The organism is Capnocytophaga canis (genome assembly GCF_043187445.1).
GTDB lineage: Bacteria > Bacteroidota > Bacteroidia > Flavobacteriales > Flavobacteriaceae > Capnocytophaga > Capnocytophaga canis.
Genome location: NZ_CP171121.1, coordinates 2467501 through 2486667 on the forward strand (window position 1 = coordinate 2467501; position 19167 = coordinate 2486667).

Annotated in this window: 11 protein-coding genes; 6 read left to right on the forward strand and 5 right to left on the reverse strand. The window is 36.0% G+C overall.

Features of this window, described 5'->3' with window-relative positions:
* Positions 1–74: 74 nt before the first annotated feature.
* Positions 75–1637 carry a RagB/SusD family nutrient uptake outer membrane protein gene (locus tag ACF3OB_RS10510; RefSeq protein ID WP_095893251.1) on the reverse strand — a complete coding sequence of 521 codons (1563 nt, stop codon included), beginning with the start codon at positions 1635–1637 and terminating at the stop codon, positions 75–77.
* A gap of 12 nt (positions 1638–1649) precedes the next feature.
* Positions 1650–5015, reverse strand: coding sequence for a SusC/RagA family TonB-linked outer membrane protein (locus ACF3OB_RS10515; protein WP_095893250.1), 3366 nt, complete (start codon positions 5013–5015; stop codon positions 1650–1652).
* Between the two features lie 599 nt (positions 5016–5614).
* On the opposite strand from ACF3OB_RS10515, the gene ACF3OB_RS10520 reads away from it, so the two are divergent.
* From ACF3OB_RS10520 to rplI, 5 genes are all read left to right on the forward strand, one after another.
* Positions 5615–8080 (forward strand): outer membrane beta-barrel protein, encoded by a 2466-nt coding sequence (locus ACF3OB_RS10520; protein WP_392447665.1) that lies wholly within the window; start codon positions 5615–5617, stop codon positions 8078–8080.
* Between the two features lie 574 nt (positions 8081–8654).
* Positions 8655–9326, forward strand: coding sequence for a hypothetical protein (locus ACF3OB_RS10525; protein ID WP_392447667.1), 672 nt, complete (start codon positions 8655–8657; stop codon positions 9324–9326).
* 209 nt (positions 9327–9535) lie between these two features.
* On the forward strand, positions 9536–9877 hold the full coding sequence (rpsF, locus tag ACF3OB_RS10530; protein WP_042005321.1) for a 30S ribosomal protein S6: 342 nt from the start codon (positions 9536–9538) through the stop codon (positions 9875–9877).
* Positions 9878–9880: 3 nt separating this feature from the next.
* Positions 9881–10174 carry a 30S ribosomal protein S18 gene (rpsR, locus tag ACF3OB_RS10535; protein ID WP_042005311.1) on the forward strand — a complete coding sequence of 98 codons (294 nt, stop codon included), beginning with the start codon at positions 9881–9883 and terminating at the stop codon, positions 10172–10174.
* An 87-nt stretch (positions 10175–10261) separates the two neighbouring features.
* Positions 10262–10753, forward strand: a complete 492-nt coding sequence (gene rplI / locus ACF3OB_RS10540; RefSeq protein ID WP_095893247.1) for a 50S ribosomal protein L9 — start codon at positions 10262–10264, stop codon at positions 10751–10753.
* 211 nt (positions 10754–10964) lie between these two features.
* On the opposite strand, the gene ACF3OB_RS10545 is transcribed toward rplI, so the two are convergent.
* The 3 genes from ACF3OB_RS10545 to lpdA form a co-directional block, all read right to left on the reverse strand.
* Positions 10965–13307, reverse strand: a complete 2343-nt coding sequence (locus ACF3OB_RS10545) for an ATP-dependent helicase (RefSeq protein ID WP_392447669.1) — start codon at positions 13305–13307, stop codon at positions 10965–10967.
* Between the two features lie 27 nt (positions 13308–13334).
* The gene (locus tag ACF3OB_RS10550) at positions 13335–14972 is read right to left on the reverse strand and encodes an ABC-F family ATP-binding cassette domain-containing protein (protein WP_392447671.1); all 1638 of its coding nucleotides are present in this window, start codon (positions 14970–14972) and stop codon (positions 13335–13337) included.
* A gap of 283 nt (positions 14973–15255) precedes the next feature.
* On the reverse strand, positions 15256–16647 hold the full coding sequence (gene lpdA / locus ACF3OB_RS10555) for a dihydrolipoyl dehydrogenase (RefSeq protein WP_095893243.1): 1392 nt from the start codon (positions 16645–16647) through the stop codon (positions 15256–15258).
* A gap of 249 nt (positions 16648–16896) precedes the next feature.
* On the opposite strand from lpdA, the gene ACF3OB_RS10560 reads away from it, so the two are divergent.
* Positions 16897–19125 (forward strand): patatin-like phospholipase family protein, encoded by a 2229-nt coding sequence (locus ACF3OB_RS10560; protein ID WP_042005749.1) that lies wholly within the window; start codon positions 16897–16899, stop codon positions 19123–19125.
* The last annotated feature ends 42 nt before the right edge of the window (positions 19126–19167 follow it).

Here is a 19167-nt window from a genome sequence, read left to right on the forward strand (position 1 = left end):
CAATAAAAAAGAAGAGGCTGTCTGATAGTTTTGGGACAGCCTCTTTTTTAGAGTAATTATTAATTAATATGTTTTTAGTAGCCTGGTGTTTGTTCCACTTCTGGGTCGGTGTCAGTTACTCCTTTGTTTATTGGCCATAATACTTTATGAGCCTCAGTGCTTGGGTTTAGAATAGGAGCAGTAGAGCTATCGTAATTAGCTTCTGTTGAGAAAACCAGTGGTTTTCCTGATGCATCTTGTAAACGAATGATGTCAAACCAACGTTTATTTTCTGCTACAAATTCCTTATCTCTTTCCTTCAAAATAGCTAATTCATTTTCAGCAAAACTACCATTGGTGTACCCATGTGCAGTTGCGTTATAGGCCGTACCATACGCCCTTTTGCGAACTTGATTGATATATTGAGCAGGGTCTCCTCCTTTTTTGTTTTCAACTTCAGCAAGCATTAAAAGAACATCTGAGTAGCGGTAAACAGGAATATCACTTGACCAAATACGTTTTCCACTCGTGTTGATAAAGCCCATGTATTTAGTTAGCACAATGCCTCGTCCTCCGCCTGTGGCGGTTCCGTAGAAATCATAGAAAGTAGCTGTTTTTCGAGAGTCAGCAATATCGAATTGTTCGAAAAGAGGGAAAATATATTCGTTACGGAATACACCCGCACCTGATGCAATGTTTAACGGATCATTGGTAGGGATTGGAGTTCCGTCAGCTTTGAATTTACTATTAAAATCGTTTGGATTATACATAAACTGACTAAAGTGGTTGGTCGCTTCATTTTCAAGGAAAGGCATTGAGAAAATAATCTCTGCGTTTTCTTTGTTGTTATGAGCAAATACATTGCTGAACGAAGGTAATAAACTGAAACGTCCTGAGTTTTTAACAAAATTTAATGCACTCTCAGCAGTGGCTAAATCTGTTTCTGCGGGAGTTTGATTACCTGTTGTTACTTTTGCTGACCATAAATAAACCTCAGCTTTCAGCATTTTTGTTGTATAGATACTCCATTGTGATTTTATCAAAGCAGTTGAATTTCCAAAATATGATTCTGATTTTGCAATATCCTCTTTGATGAGATCCAAAATTTCTTTTGGAGTGCTTCTTGGAGTGTACAAATCAATTCCATTTTCAGGTGTTTTGTCAAGTACTTTGGTTTCTTTGTTCATAGGAACACCTCCGTAAGTTCTGTACAACCAAAAATAATACCATGCTCTTAAACCATATGATTGAGCTAACATTAGTTGTTTGTCTGTGTCTTTCAGATAGTTAGCATTTTCAACCTGTTTAATAGCCCAGTTGATTCGCAAAATATTACCATAAAAACCAACCCAATTTGCTACACCTGTGTTAGCACTGGTTAAGTTTTGAGATTTAATTGCCGAGTAACTTACTGAGTTGGCCAGAGAGGTACTTGTGGTGATTTGAGTTCCTCCACGAGCTTCTCCTAATAACCAGTAATTTACGTAGTTACTTCGTAGTTCTCTGTGCAGCCCCAGCATATAACCTTTTGCTTGGGCTTCTGTTTTCCAAAAATTCTGACTTCCATAGTAGTCCTCTGGACCTAAATCCAAATCGTTACACGATACGGTTAATAGTAATGAGGAAGTCAATACTGTTAAATATTTAAATACTTTCATCTTGCTAAAATTTTAAAAAGTCAAGTTTAAACCAATGATTACTGTTCGCGGTAAAGGATAATTATTTGCAGTTCTTCCTAAAGCCTCAGGAGAATAGGCTTTTGATTGTGTCAAATATCCCAAGTTTTGTCCAGTTAAAGAAACTTCCAAGCCATTTAATGATAATGATTTGCATAAATCGCTATCGAAAGCATATGCTAATGAAATTTCTCGGAAAGCTAAATAACTTCCTTCGTACACGAACATGCTTGTATCACGGGTGTAATTTCTTTTTCCTAATTGGTCAGCCCATACATAACGGGGATATTTAGCATTTGGGTTTTCAGGTGTCCAAGAATCTTTGACTTCGGTTACTGTGTTGAATGAACCTTGTGCGTTTGCCATAAACCAAGGTAAACTTCCAATTTCACTTATCAATTGCTTAAATCCAAGGGCATAATCCATACGAGCTGAAAGGCGAATGTTTTCATAAGAGAATGTGGTATTGATACCTCCTGTGAATTTAGGGAATATATTTCCTACTTTGACTTTATCGAATTGGTCAATTTTTCCGTCTCCATTCACATCTTTCCAAATCACATCTCCTGGTTGAATAGGGAGGTGTTTAACCTTTGATGCTGATTTTTCGGCTTCACTGAGGGCTTCCCAAGCAGCAGGGCCATACAATTTTTTGTTATCGCTACCATACCCCCCGATAGATTCATCTATTAGGTTATTTGCTAACTGTCTAATTTCTTCTTCATTTTTGTAAATACCTAAGGCTTCATATACGTACAAGTCTCCTGGAGTTTGCCCTTCTTGATAACCGCCTACCCAAATTTTATTTCCTGTAGTTCCGTCATACACCTCAAAAGCTCCTTGTCGATTTCTCTCTAAGCCATTGTTAGGTAGTTTAATTACAGTGTTTTTGTTATGAGTTATATTTAGTCCAATGTCCCATTTCATTTTTTCTTTGTTAATGGCTTTGAAGTTGGCTTCAAACTCAATACCTCTATTTCTGAAAGCTCCGTTATTGGTTCTGATAGCTGTGATACCAGAAGAATGAGGAAGACCGATATTCGCATATTTATCCTCGGTCAAACGATCATAAAATGTAATGTTTGTTGACAAACGGTTCTCTAAGAACATTAAATCAGCCCCTACTTCAAAGGTTCTTGATTTTTCCCAACGCAACCCTGTGTTAGGTAAATCTCCTAAGTGAAAGCCTGTTTCTCCTTTGTATTTTCCTGTTCGGTAGCTACCTTGTAAATCGTAGGGTCCAATGCCTGAAGCGTTACCGTTCAAACCAAAGCTGGCTCTAAGTTTTGCAAACGAAAGTATATTTTTGAAACTGTCAGAAACAAAATCTTCTTTGGTAATTACCCATCCTCCTGAAACTCCAGGGAATGTACCCCAACGATTGTCAATCAAACTTGAATATCCATCACTGCGAAGTGTGAGAGATAAAATATATTTTCCGTCATAGTCATAATTTAAGCGACCGAAATAGGATTTGATACGATTATTACTATGGTTTGAATCAATGCGACGTTTTCCTTCTTCACTTAATGTAAGAGATAAATCCATAAAGTCGTCGGTAGGAGCTCCTTCACCTGTTGCAGAGAACCCCATGTGGTAGTTATCATAGTATTCATATCCCGCCATAGCATCTAAGTTATGAGAGCCTAATGACACTTTGTAGTTCAAAATACCGTTATAGGTCTGGCGAATCGTTCTTCCAAAAGAGGCTGAAGAGCTTCGCGTTTTGTTTATTGAGTTAGGTCTATCTAAATAGTCCTTGTCAAAAGATTCGTAAACTCCCTCGTCAAACATCACATAACCATTCAATGTGAAAGAAAGTCCTTTCAATAAATCCACTTTGAACGATTGTCCTAAGTTAAATTTATCGGTATTGTTTTTGCGAATGAATTTCCCATCGTAGATCCATGGGTTTCCGTCTTGAACATCTCTTCCCAGTACTAATTGTCCATCAACATATTCTTTCTGTGTAGGAGGAGCAGAAAGCATACGACCAAAATAACGGTCATCACCCATTCCGTTGATGTTATTATTCCAAGTAGCATGAGCAATAGAAAAACTACTGATTGATTTTAGCCAAGGTCTTAATTGATATTCAGCATTTAACGTACCATTTAAGCGTTTGTACCAGTTTTTTACAGGCAACCCTTCTTGATTAAAATATCCTAAACTTGCGTAGTATTTTCCTTTTTCGTTACCGCCAGTCATTGAGAATGTATAATCTCTTGTTAGAGCAAATGGGCGGAATGCTGTGCTTGAACGATCAAAATTAGAGAAGATAATTTCTTTTCCCGTTACGGGATCCATCATGGTTTGCCATCCTTCGCCAAGCAATGTTTGTTTTTGAGAATCTGACAATCGCTCTAATAACATCGGAGACCAAACCGCTTGTGAGTAAACATTAGGGTCAATCAATTCACCTGTTCTTGGATGGAAATGCAGGTTTCCTATTCCGTAAGGACCTACATTATTCAAAGAGTTAGCATTCGAATATCCTTTCCAAGTGCCATCCGCTAACTGATAGATACGAGAGGTGTTATAAACGGCGGTTCTTTGCCAATGTAGATAATCGCGTGCGTCCAAAAATTCATGCTGGCGATTCATATAGTCAAAGCTGTGCTTTATCCTCAAGTTCATCGAAGAAGAACCTACTTTACCGCGTTTTGTCGTTACAAGGATAACCCCGTTGTTGGCTCTTGCTCCGTAAATTGCTGTGGCTCCTGCATCTTTTAATAAATCCATTGATTCGATGTCGTTGGGGTTTAAGTCATTCAAACCTCCGCGAACTTGCCCGTCAACAATGACTAAAGGAGAACCAGAACCGTTTAGGTTTGTACCTCCACGTAGAATTAATGTTGGGATGGATCCAGGTTTACCCGAAGTTTGTGCTACTCGCAATCCTGCAACAGCCCCTGATAATGCTTGTGCAGGGTTTGAAAATGACCCCTTTTCCAATACTTCGGCCTTTACTGTGGCAATAGAGTTTGTTAATTTGGCTTTCTCACGAGTTCCTCCGTATCCCGTAACAACAACCTCTTCCAATTGGTTTGCTTCTTCTTTCATTAAAGCGTTGATAATCAATGATTTACCCCCCCCTGTAACTTTTTTCTCAACGGTTGTAAAACCTAATGAGATAAATTGAAGAATTTCTCCCTCGTTGGCTTTGATGGTATATTTTCCATCAAAATCGGTGGCAACACCACGGTTTGTGCCTTTTACAATAACCGACACGGCAGGAATTGGCATTCCATCATCTGATGAAGTTACCACCCCACTAACTTCTTTCTCCTGAGCAAAAACTCCTTGAAGAAAGAAACATAATGACATAATCAAAATGTGTTTTAGAAATTTTCCTTTCATTGCAACATTTAGTTTTTAAAGTTTTACTTAATTTTTTTAATATGTTATACATAATAACACAGAGGCAAAGATAATCTTTTTGGTCGAATAAGCAACAATTACGTTAATTTTTTTTATGATTTTCTTGATTTAAATCTTATAAATGATTCATTTTTTTGTGAAAAATATCCTCAAAATTGTTTTTTTTACAGTCTTAAATGTTAAAATTAGATGTATAGTTACATCAGATCTATTAAAAAAATGATTTATCAATAATTTTGTTTTTTTTCGTTTTTAAATCGATTTCTTGTGTAAAAATAGTTTAAACATCTCTATTTGGATTGAAACGAAAATAAACGAATTTTTTTCAAATTATCTAATTGTTTAGAAAAATAAAAGTATCATCCGAAAGGAATTGTTAGATTATGAAATAATAAAACCTTAAAATATCAATTTATAAAAATTCTAATTAGAGTATAAGTTATTTAAATACAGTTGTTTATTAGATAGCGAAAGAATACAAATAGTTGTCAGAACATAAAAAAGATATGAATCGGTTTAAACCTTGTTATTTTTTTATTGTCTAAGAGCTATATTTCGAATATTAAACCATAGGCAGTATGAAGAAAATTGTACTTTTATTATTTTTAGCAACCACTACGATTTGGGGGCAGGATTATTCTATTACAGGTAAGGTCGTTGAATATGACTCTAAAACTCCTTTAGAATACGCAACTATTGTTTTAGAACCTATTGAAAATCCAACAAAGTTGACGGGAGGCGTAACCGATGAAAAAGGAGAATTTCACATTAAAGCACCTAAAGGGATGTATACCTTGAAAGTCAAGTTTTTTTCGTTCAAAAATTATGAAGTGAAAAATTTCAACCTTAAAGAAAATACAAAGTTAGGTACCATAGCTCTACATTCAGATGTAGAGCAGTTAGAAGGAGTGGAAGTAGTTGCAGAGCGTACCACAGTTGAATTACATTTAGATAAAAAAATATACAATGTAGGTCAGGACATGACCGTTAAAGGAGGTTCAATTTCAGATGTTTTGGACAATGTGCCGTCCGTTTCGGTCGATACGGAAGGAAAGGTAAGTTTCCGTGGTAACGAAAGCGTTCAAATTCTCATTAACGGAAAACCTTCGGCCTTGTCTGGTGTGAATGATGAAGCTTTACGTCAATTACCTGCCGAATCTATAGAACGTATTGAGGTAATTTCGAATCCTTCATCACGTTACGATGCCCAAGGAACTGCAGGAATCATTAATATCATTCTTAAAAAAGGAAGTGCTATTGGACTTTTTGGGTCTGTAAGTGCATCTGTTGGAAATCCGGAGGCTTATGAATTGGGTACGAATTTGAGTTTACGAAAAGAAGATTGGACATTCTTTGGAAATCTATCCTACAGTAATCGAAAATCTCCAGGAAAAACACTTTTTAACCAAGAAAATTTGGATGCAACAGGAAAAACCGCTAACTTCCAAGATGAAAATCGACAAACATTCCGTAATCGTAAAGGGTTGAATTTCAATCTTGGAGCTGAATATCGTTTCAATGAACGTTCTTCCATTACAAATAGCGTAGTAGTGGTTTCCAATGACGGTAAAAACATTACTGACACAGACTTTTTTAACTATAACGCCAGTCGTGTTTTGACAGCGCAACGTTATAGAAATAACACTGAGAAAAGTGATGATTTACGTTTTCAATACGCAATGAATTTTGAGCATAAATTCAATGATGAAGGTCATAAATTGACTGCTGACTATCAATTCTCTAAATCAGATCAAGAAGGAAATGGACTCATTACGGAGCATAACTTAACATCGAATACCTATTTAGATGTGGAACAAACCATCAATAAAGAAAAAGTGAATAAGCATTTAGCTCAAATTGACTATGTTCTTCCGTTTGGAGCTAACAAAAAATCACAGTTCGAAGCAGGATATCGAGGAACAGTCGATGAGAACGATACCGATTACACAATGGGAATTTTGGATAACACAGGGAAGTTGATAGTAAATAACAATTTAAGCAATCGATTTATTTATGACCAATACGTAAATGCTTTTTATTCACAATTGGGAGTTAAAGTAAATAAATGGAATTTTATGGGAGGCCTACGTTTTGAACACACCAAAGTCCAATCACTGTTAGTTAATACTGATGAAAATTATTCCAAAGAGTATGCAGGATTGTTCCCCTCGGTGTATGTAGGACGTGAGTTTGAAGGCGACCAACAAGTTAGCGTGAGTTATAGCCGTCGTTTGCGTCGTCCGTGGTCACGTTTTATAAACCCATTTGTGTCACGTTCAAGTAATACCAATTTATTCGGTGGGAACCCAGACCTCGACCCAACTTATACGAATGCTTTTGAGATTTCTCACTTAAAAAAATGGGAAAAAATGACGCTAAGTTCATCCGTATATTACAACTATTCGACCCAAGTTTTTGATATGATTTCTTTGGAAACAGGTGATTTCGTTACAGTCAATGGATTGTTAGTGCCAGTGATGTTGCGTCGTCCAATCAACTTATCCGATGAGGCACGCACGGGAGTAGAATTTACCGCCAATTATACTCCTAAAAGAAATTGGCGTTTTTCATTGAATTTCAATTTTTATCATTATAAATCAAATGGTGAATACACCTATACTAACTATCTGAATACAACAACCGTTCAACGATTCAATACCGAGGCTAACTCTTGGTCAAGCCGATTTACAGCTCGTTTGCCGATTGTGTATGGAATTGATTTTCAAACAAATGTTAACTATTCAGCACCAAGAAAATCAGCTCAGTCAGAGGTAGAAGGCTCTATTTCAGCTAATTTGGCACTCAGTAAAGAACTTTTTGACAGAAAGGCGAGCGTATCGTTGAATGTAAGCGATGTGTTTAACTCACGTAAAATGATTGCCGACACTCGTACTGAGCGTGTTATTTCACATTCTGAGATGCAGTGGAGACAACGTCAAATCATGTTAAATTTCACCTATCGTTTCGGAAATATGAAACAACAACCTAAAGAACGGCGTCAACGCACTATGGACGATGCAGGTGGAGATATGGAAATGATGTAAAAACATAAAGAAAAATGACTAATGAAAGAGGTGATTCTTAACGAATTGCCTCTTTTACGTATTAATTCATAAGTTCTAAATTTGAGATAATTGTACTCTTTTTATAATTACATTTAAAATTTCGGTTGTGTTATAAAAAGTATGATGGTAGTTTTGATTGTCAGGCTGAGCGTAGTCGAAGCCCTGTAATTACGAGGCTTCGACTACGCTCAGCCTGACAGAAATATCCACTTTATTAAAGGTATCATACTTTTTACAACACTTTCAAAATTTCATCTGTGTTAAGTGTATCGAAATATAACAAAACTTTATTTTATTATTAAATATGTTATTTTCAGGTGTTTAAATATAAAAAGGCTATTTATATTCTTTTTGTTTATTACGAAAATATAGTTAATAATTACGATTTAACTTTTTATTAACAAATTTATATTTTTATATCCATACATTTGCCCTGAATTGCAATTGAATGGGTGTATAAAAAATGTCGAAGACCATTCGGAGATAATAATTATCTAAGAATGATGAAAAGTATACCTGTGAAAATAAACCTAATTTTGAATACGATTAAGATATGAGAGCGTATAAGTTATTTTTAATATTGCTATTTCCGTTTTTTGCAATTGCACAAAATGGACGCTCTTTGGAAGTCACATCCCTTTTTGGAATGCCTGTGTATACTTCCTTTGATAAGATAGACAATGCTTTGGTCGGTCGATCATATCCTGCTTTGGTTGCCAAATTAGATAAAGGAAATGGTTTAGCTGGAGGCGGTGAATTTATTTTCAGATTCAACCGCTGGGGAATTAAATTGGGGACATTATCAGCAAATTTAAGTAGCTCCTCAAACCAAGATGGGCATTATTATAGCGGTGAAAATGAATATACTACTTTTGGTGTAACGTACGATGTTATAGCTAATGAAATCTTTACGTTTACTCCCTATTTTGGTTTAGGTCATCAAGAAAGTGAAATTTATTTAGATTATGAATTTAAAAATTCAGTTACACCTACATCACTTCATATACAAGGCAAAGAAGCTGATTTTACTTTTGGAGGCAAATTTTATTTTAGAGTCTACCATTGGAATGACAAACGTTTTAAGATATACTTAAACGCTGATATTTTCTATAAGATTTCTTATTCAAACAAGTGGCGATTTGACAATATGTTGATTAAATCTAAAGATTTTGATTTATCGACTTTAGGAGTTTTAGGAGGGGTTACTCTTCGATATGATTTTTAAGTCCAGTGCATTTAGTCTCTAAAATATGAGAGTATCATTTTCAGGACTTTTTAAATTTTTATCAGGATATAATCTTGTTCTTTCTTTTTTTGCGATTATGTTCGATATGTAATTTGGGTTTATAGAAAAAATATAAACGTAAAAATTTGGTAGATAGTAAAAAAAGTACTACTTTTGCACCTCAAATTTTTAACACAAAAAATAATTTTATGAATCATTACGAAACTGTTTTCATTTTGAATCCCGTTTTATCTGAAACACAGATAAAGGAAGCAGTAGAGAAATTCGAGAATTTCCTTACGGCAAAGGGTGCAGAGTTTGTATCAAAAGAAAATTGGGGCTTGAAAAAATTAGCTTATCCAATTCAAAACAAAAAAAGTGGTTTTTATCACTTGTTTGAGTTTAAAGCAGCTGGTGAAGTTATCAGTTCATTTGAATTAGAATTTAAACGTGACGAGCGTGTAATGCGTTTCTTGACCGTTAAATTAGACAAACACGCTGTTGCGTGGGCTGAGAAAAGAAGAGCAAAGTTGAACATTAAAAAAGCGTAAGAAATGTCTATCGAGCAACAAGCAAAAGGAAAAAAAGACGGAGAAATTAAATACTTAACTCCGCTAAATATCGACACTTCAAAACAAAAAAAATACTGTCGATTCAAAAAATCAGGAATCAAATACATTGATTATAAAGACGCAGATTTCTTATTGAAATTTGTTAATGAGCAAGGAAAATTGTTACCACGTCGCTTGACAGGGACATCTTTGAAATATCAACGTAAGGTAGCTACGGCAGTTAAAAGAGCACGTCATTTGGCCTTAATGCCTTATGTGGCTGACTTGTTGAAATAATCAAAAAAATAATAATAATCAAAAGTTGTTGGTTTTCTCAACAGCGAGAGGCCTAACTTCATAATTCGTAAAAAGGACAACAACATCATGGAAATTATCCTAAAACAAGACGTTCAAAACTTAGGTTTTAAAGACGATATCGTAACCGTTAGAAATGGATATGGTCGTAACTATCTAATCCCACAAGGATTGGCAATTTTAGCAACTCCTTCTGCAAAGAAAGTGTTAGCAGAGAACTTGAAACAACGTGCTTACAAAGAGCAACACATTATTGATGAAGCTAAAAAAACAGCTCAGGCATTGGCTGGATTGGCTGTTAAAATAGTTGCAAAAGTGGGTGCGGGAGGCAAATTATTTGGTTCTGTTAATAATGCTGATTTGGCTCAAGAATTAGCAAAGGCTGGTCATGAAGTAGATAAAAAATATGTAACTATTCCAGGAAACAGTTTAAAAAGAGCAGGAAAATACAACGCTTCTGTGCGTTTACACAGAGAAGTGATTGTGGATTTGCCTTTCGAAATCGTTGCTGAGATTGAGAAAGTTGCTGAAAAACCAGTTGAAAAAACTGAGAATGAATAGTTTAGAGACTCGTACAAATCGAGTACTTAATTAAAGATAGAAGAGGCTGTCAGGAAAATCCGACAGCCTCTTCTGTATTCTCTGTGATTTGTGCCATGTGTGATTTTAATAAAAGGTCTGAACCATTTATAAGGTTTAAAACCACATGGAAACATAGCTCCTATCTCGTTTAATAAAATTCGTTTATCTTTCAAATTACAAAAGAGATTTCCTATTTTTCAATGACTTGCAATTTTGCAAATTTGAGGAGTATTTTCCGAATGCCTCCTGACTCAAAATCAATACTTGCTTTTCGGTCGCTTCCAATACCTTCCAAAGAGATGATTTTTCCTCTGCCAAAACGCTCGTGAAAAACAAGCATTCCTTCGGTTAAGGCGACTCCTTGGTTGGGGTTAGTACCATTACTAACAGAAGCACTGTTGATGGGTTTTAGCTTGCGTAAACGTTGTAGTTCATCTCCTGTTGGAGCATGAGAAGGGGGAGGGGTGGAGTTTGTAGGTTTTTGTAAGCGCAGTCGACTTTTATCTACTTCTCCGAAAATATCTCTGTTAATTAGCGGTTTGTATCGGTAGTTTGGATTGTTTATAGGAGCTGTTAGGTACTGTACGTATTGGTTGTTAATTTCATCAATGAATCGGCTAGGTTCTGCATCCGATAGCTTACCCCAACGGTAGCGATTTTCCGCATAGGTTAAATAAGCCTGTTTTTCCGCACGAGTAAGAGCTACATAAAACAGACGACGCTCTTCTTCTAATTCGGCACGTGAGTTTACGCTCATCGCTGAAGGGAACAAATCCTCTTCCATACCTACAATATATACGTATGGAAATTCCAGTCCTTTGGCTAAGTGAATGGTCATCAGTGCCACGCGGTCATCATCACCAGTGTCTTTATCCATGTCGGTAACCAAAGCAACATCCTCCAAATATTCGGCTAAAGAAGCTGTGCTATCGGCAACATCCTCCTGTCCCTCCACAAAATCTTTAATACCATTGAGCATTTCTTCGATATTTTCCATTTTGGCGATTCCCTCAGGCGTACCGTCTTTTTTGAGTTCTTGTAATAATCCTGTTTTTCGAGCCACCTGTTCGGCAATCTCAAAAGCATTGGATGTTTTACTAAGTGATTGAAAATTAAGTATCATAATCACAAAGTCAGTCAATCTTTGCTTTGTGGAAGCATTCATATTCAATCCGTCGATTTGGTTAATTTTGTACATAATTTCAAAAATCGACTTTTTGTAATGATTTGCGGCAAAGGTAAGTTTCTCAAGTGTTGTTCCTCCAATTCCTCGAGCAGGGAAATTGATAATTCGTACTAAAGCCTCTTCATCATTTGGATTGATAATCAAGCGTAAATATGCTAACATGTCTTTCACTTCCTTACGTTGATAGAAAGACAATCCACCGTAGATTCTGTATGGAATGTCGCGTTTTCGCAAGGCATCTTCAATAGCGCGTGATTGCGAGTTGGTTCGATAAAGTACTGCAAAAGCACTATTTGGTAATTGTAGGTTCATCTTATTTTCAAAGATGGATCCCGCTACAAAACGCCCTTCATCGGAGTCGGTGGGGCTACGGTGTATTTTTATTGGTTCGCCTAATTCGTTGGCTGTCCATACCACTTTCTCAAGTTTAGTTTTGTTGTGGTCAATTACCGAATTGGCAGCTTCAACGATGTTTTTCGTTGAACGATAGTTTTGTTCCAGTCGATAGACCCGAGCGTTTTGATAGTCTTGCTGAAAGTTTAAGATGTTATTGATGTTCGCTCCTCGGAATGCGTAAATACTCTGAGCATCGTCTCCCACCACACAGATATTCTGAAATCGGTCAGCTAATGCCTTGACAATCAGATATTGAGAATGGTTGGTGTCCTGATACTCATCTACCAAAATATACTGAAAACGCTGTTGATATTTTGCCAATACATCTGGATACAAGTTTAGTAACTCATTGGTTTTCAGTAGTAAATCATCAAAATCCATAGCTCCCGCTTTGAAGCAACGTTCCACATAAGCCTGATAGATTTCCCCCATGCGTGGACGTTTTGACATAGCATCGGATTCCATCAGTTCGGGATTGTTAAAATATGCTCTAACGGTGATTAAATTATTCTTGAAAGATGAGATTCGTGATTGAATTTGCTTGTATTTATAGACATCCTTGTCCAATTCCATTTCCTTGATGATCGAGTTTATCAATCGTTGTGAATCTTGGGTGTCATAAATTGTAAAATTTTGAGGATATCCTAATTTATCAGCTTCAATACGTAAAATTTTAGCAAAAACAGAGTGAAACGTCCCCATCCACAGATTTTTAGCCTCATTGCCTACGATTTCGGTAATACGTTTTTTCATTTCATTGGCTGCTTTATTGGTAAAAGTCAATGCCAATATATTGAAGGCGTCTACCCCCAGATGTATCAAATTTGCAATGCGATAGGTCAAAACTCTTGTCTTTCCAGATCCAGCTCCTGCAATAACCATCAGAGGCCCTTCCTTTTGTAGTACGGGGGCTCGTTGAGCATCATTGAGTTGTGCTAAATATTTTTCCATAGTGCTGATTTTTATTTAAAGAGCTCCTTATTTTTTAGTTTCAATTTGCTTGAGATTTTCCATTTTTTTCTTTTGTAAGAAACCATAAATGTTTTCAAGATGTTCTATGATGCGACCGCCTCCAAATTCGTAAACCTTACTAACCAATCCGTCTAAGAAATCACGATCGTGTGAAACTACTATTAGTGTGCCATCAAATTCTTTCAAAGCTTGTTTTAGTATGTCTTTAGTTCGCATATCTAAATGGTTTGTAGGCTCATCCAGAATCAGTAAATTTACAGGTTCGAGTAATAATTTAATCATCGCCAAGCGGGTACGTTCTCCGCCTGAAAGTACTTTTACCTTTTTTTCACTGGCTTCCTTGTCAAACATAAAAGCTCCGAGTATATCGCGAATTTTGGTACGAATATCACCCTTAGCAATGTCGTCAATGGTCTGGAATACAGATAATTCTTCATCAAGTAAAGATGCTTGGTTTTGAGCAAAATAACCTATTTGTACGTTGTGCCCAAGTGTGAGTGTTCCTTCATGCTCAATTTCTTGCATTAAACATTTAACAAAAGTCGATTTTCCTTCGCCGTTACGCCCTACTAAGGCTACTTTTTCACCTCTTTTAATGGTGAAATTGGCATGGGAGAATACTTTCTTATCTCCATATGACTTGCCTATGTCTTCGGCAATTACAGGATAATTTCCTGAGCGTGGTGATGGTGGAAATTTTAGCCTAAGAGCTGATGTATCTTCTTCATCAACTTCAATGATTTCTAATTTTTCCAGCATTTTTACGCGTGATTGCACTTGTAGGGTTTTGGAATACGTACCTTTGAAACGTTCGATAAACTCCTTGGTTTCAGCAATCATTTTTTGTTGATCTTCAAATTGTTTCTGTTGTTGAGCTCTGCGTTCTTTGCGGAGTTCTAAATAGTGAGAATATTTAGCTTTGTAGTCATAAATACGTCCCATTGTAACTTCTATAGTCCGATTAGTAATGTTATCCACAAAAGCTCGGTCGTGTGAAATTAACACTACCGCTTTGGCACTGTTTATTAAGAAATCCTCGAACCATTCGATAGAATCAATATCTAGGTGGTTGGTAGGTTCATCTAAAAGTAATACATCGGGATTTTGCAAAAGTAATTTAGCCAATTCAATACGCATGCGCCATCCACCACTAAACTCTTCTGTTTTACGTTGAAAATCTTCACGTGTAAAACCCAGTCCAAGCAGTGTTTTTTCGATGTCAGCTTCGAAATTTGTATCCTCAATGCTATAAAACTTTTCGCTCAAAGCCGATACTTCTTCAATAAGTTTCATATACTCGTCGGACTCATAATCTGTGCGAACCGTAAGCTCGTTATTGAGTTCTTCAATACGTTTTTCCATTTCGTGCAGATGAGCAAATGCTTGAGCAGTTTCTTCAAATACGGTACGACCATCATTGGTCATCAAGTGTTGTGGCAGGTAGGCAATGGTGAAATCTTTGGGATACGATACTCCTCCTCTTGAAGGTTCACGCACACCAGCCAGTATTTTGAGTAGTGTCGATTTTCCTGCCCCATTTTTTCCCATAAGGGCTATTCTGTCCTTTGGATTGATAACAAAAGATACATCCGAAAAAAGTGTAGTGCCGCCAAATTCTACGGCTAATCCGTTTACTGAAAGCATGATTATTGAGTTGAAAACGGCAAAGATACACCATTAAATCTGATTTGCAAAAGAAGTTTTTTGAAATGCTTTCGGAGTAAAATCTTTATTTCAGAGTAGATGTTTTGATAGGTTTAGGATTCAAAATTAGGTTATAGATGTAGTGTATAACAGTTGTATTAAGCTGAAGTATAGACGGTTGATGGTGTAATTTTATTATACTACAAAAAACTTCGATTTTCCTATTTGGATATTTTCCAAAAATTAGATAATCGAAGTTTTATATAGTAAAATTATTTGATTATTAGATGTGTATCACCTCGTCGTAAGCAGCTGCTACGGCCTCCATAACAGCTTCACTCATCGTCGGGTGTGGGTGAATTGCTTTTAGCACTTCGTGTCCGGTGGTTTCCAATTTACGAGCCACGACTGCTTCTGCAATCATATCAGTAACACCTGCTCCAATCATATGACAACCCAACCATTCCCCATATTTCGCATCGAAAATTACTTTTACAAAACCATCTGAATTTCCTCCAGCTTTTGCTTTTCCTGATGCTGAGAATGGGAATTTTCCTACTTTTATGTCATAACCTTTCTCACGAGCTTGTTTTTCAGTAAGTCCTACTGAAGCAATTTCTGGGGTACAGTATGTACATCCCGGAACGTTGCCATAGTCAATTGGCTCTACGTGAAGACCTTTAATTTTCTCAACGCATAAAATTCCTTCCGCCGAAGCCACGTGAGCCAAGGCTTGTCCTGGAACTACATCTCCAATGGCATAGTATCCTGGAACATTGGTTTGGTAGTATTTGTCAACCAAAATTTTATCGCGGTCCGTAGCGATTCCTACATCCTCCAAACCGATATTTTCGATGTTGGTTTTGATTCCAACGGCTGAAAGTACTACATCAGCCTCAAGTACTTCTTCTCCCTTACTTGTTTTTACATGAGCTTTCACTCCTTCACCTGAGGTATCTACTTTGGTAACTTCAGCAGATGTCAATATTTTAATTCCTAATTTTTTGAAGCTACGTTCTAATTGTTTTGACACCTCTTCATCTTCCACAGGAACGATGTTTGGCATGAATTCCACAATAGTAACTTCAGTCCCCATTGAGTTATAGAAATATGCAAATTCAATTCCTATAGCACCACTTCCTACAACAATCATTTTTTTAGGTTGAGCAGGTAAAGTCAAAGCTTGGCGATATCCAATCACTTTTTTACCATCTTGTGGAAGAGCTGGTAATTCACGCGAACGAGCTCCGGTAGCAATGATAATATGGTCAGCACTGTATTCAGTTATTTTACCATCCTTGTCCTTTACTTCCACTTTTTTACCTGGCTTCACTTTTCCATATCCTTCGATGACGTCAATCTTGTTCTTTTTCATCAAGAATTGAACCCCTTTGCTCATTCCATCAGCTACATTACGACTTCGTTGTACCACTGCTGAGAAATCTTTATCGAACTCCTTAACCGAAAGTCCGTAGTCAGAAGCATGTTTCAGATATTCAAATACCTGAGCTGATTTTAATAAGGCTTTTGTTGGGATACATCCCCAGTTCAAACATACACCTCCCAAATTTTCTTTCTCAATAACAGCGGTTTTGAAACCTAACTGAGAAGCACGGATTGCGGTTACGTAACCACCAGGCCCACTTCCCAATACAATAATATCGTATTTACTCATCTTTAAAAATATTTATTTGTCAAAAATATCTATTATCAATCAAGTTACGAAGTTACGTATTTTTATTGTATTAATGATGTTTTTTTTGTTTTTTTTTATTTATTGATGGGTTAACATGCTTATTAACAATAGATTGTGCTTTTATGAAAATTAATTCTATATTTTAGTTTAGTATTGATTTTTATCGTAAATTTGCCGTTGAGTGCCTTCCTAAATTCGGAAGTGCAATAAAAATTGAATAGAAGTAAAATGAGATATAAAATATACGTATTACTTATATGTTGTATAGTCAACGTACTTTTTTCACAAGAAAAAAAAACGGATAAAGACCTTAAAGTAGGTTTAGTGTTGAGTGGGGGAGGAGCGAAAGGATTGGCTCATATTGGTGTTTTGAAAGCTATTGAAGAAGCTGGAGTTCGCATTGATTACATCGGAGGAACAAGTATGGGAGCAATTGTGGGGGCTATGTATGCTACAGGATATTCAGCAAATGAATTGGATTCTATCTTTCATCGTTTAGATTTCGATAAATTGATTTATGATAAAACATCACGCCGAGCCAAATCGTTGCATGAACGTTTTATTTATGACAGGTATGCTTTGGCACTACCTTTTAATAATTTAAAAATTGGGATTCCACGTTCAGTATCAAAAGGTCAAAATATTTATAATGAGTTTGTTAAACTCTTATATCCAATTGGAGATACGTTTGATTTTTCAAAACTATCAATTCCTTTTTTGTGCATTGCTACCGATATTGAAAAGGGAAAACAAGTAGTTTTGGAAAGTGGTTTTTTGCCTAAAGCTATTATGGCAAGTGGTGCGTTTCCTTCATTGTTTGATTTAGTTGAGATTGATGGGGATTTATTGACAGATGGCGGAGCATTAAACAATTATCCTATAGATGAAGTAAAAGCAAAGGGAATGGATATCATCATTGGAGTTGATGTGCAAAGTCCGTTTCAAACACGAGAGGAAATTAATTCCGCTTTTGGTGTATTATCACAGGTCAATGCTTTTGCAATGTATGGGAATATGCCCGAAAAAATAGCAAAGACAGATGTTTACATAAAACCAAATATTGTTGGATTTAATGTCATATCCTTTGACAGAGGTAGTGCAATCATCAAAAGAGGAGAGAAAGCTGGGTTTGACCAAATAGAAAAACTTAGAGAAATAGCTTCCCAACAAAAGGAGAAACGAACTCCTGAAAAAATAAAAAAAATAGATTCTATATATGTTAAAGCAGTTCATTTTCACGGTAATGAGCATTATTCTCGTAGCTATTTGCGAGGAAAACTTTATCTGAAAGAATTAGAGCGAAAAATCTCGTTTCAAGATTTGAATGAAGGAATAGATAACTTAATGGCTACCAATAAGTTTCATACGGTACATCACCAAATTCGTTATACCGATGAAGGAGAACATATTGATTTCTTATTGCGAGAAAATCCTGAACGCACTTTCGTCAAGTTTGGATTACATTATGATAATTTATTCAAAACAGGTTTCATAATGAATTATACCAAACACTATTTATTTCAAATCGACGATTTTTTCTCCGTAGATGTGGTTTTAGGGGATAATTTCAGGTATCAATTTGATTATTTTGTAGATAAAGGATATTACACTAGTTACGGATTTCGTTCTAAATTCAATCAATTTTATAGAAAAATACACCCCGACAGAATCTCAAAATACAGTATTGAAGGGTCTAAGCTTAACCGTTTACATTTGGATGCTTATGATTGGGTAAATCAGTTTTATTTTCAAACGTTATTAGGAAATGGGTTTGTAGCGGGTATTGGTATTGAAAACAGAGACATAAGTTTTAAAACAGAACAAGTGTTCTTCACAGAAGATTTCACACCCCTCTACAAAGAAAAATCAAACTTTGGAAGTGCTTATAGCTACATAAAGTACGATTCTTTTGACAATAGTTTTTTTCCACGTAGAGGTGTCTATTTTGACGCTATGTTTCATCTTTATTTATTAGGAAAAACTCCAGAGAAATTCAATCAATTTTCAATGACTAAAGCAAGTTTATCATTTGCAATACCTTTATTTCCTAGGCTTTCAGCAAAATTGGCTTTCGATGGAGGATTCACTTTGGGGAACGCCGAAGGAATTCACACGTTAGATTATTTCTTTGGAGGCTACAATAAAAATGCATCAAATAATTATATTCCTTTCTATGGATATGACTTTTTGAGCTTTGGAGGAAAAAATTTTCTAAAAGCAGATATTACCTTAGACATTAACCATTACAGAAAACATCACATTCTGTTACACGGAAATGTCGCTAAAGTAGATAATGAGCTATTCCAAAGTCTAAATTGGCAAACTTCTCCTGATTTTTCAGGCTATGGGATTGGTTATAGCTTGCAGAGTGTGTTGGGGCCCATCGAATTGAAGTTTACCTATTCGCCGGAACTTAAAAAACCAATTTGGCTACTTAACATAGGATATTGGTTTTAGTTGATAAATTTAATAAAAAAAATCGTGCGATTTCCGTTTTTT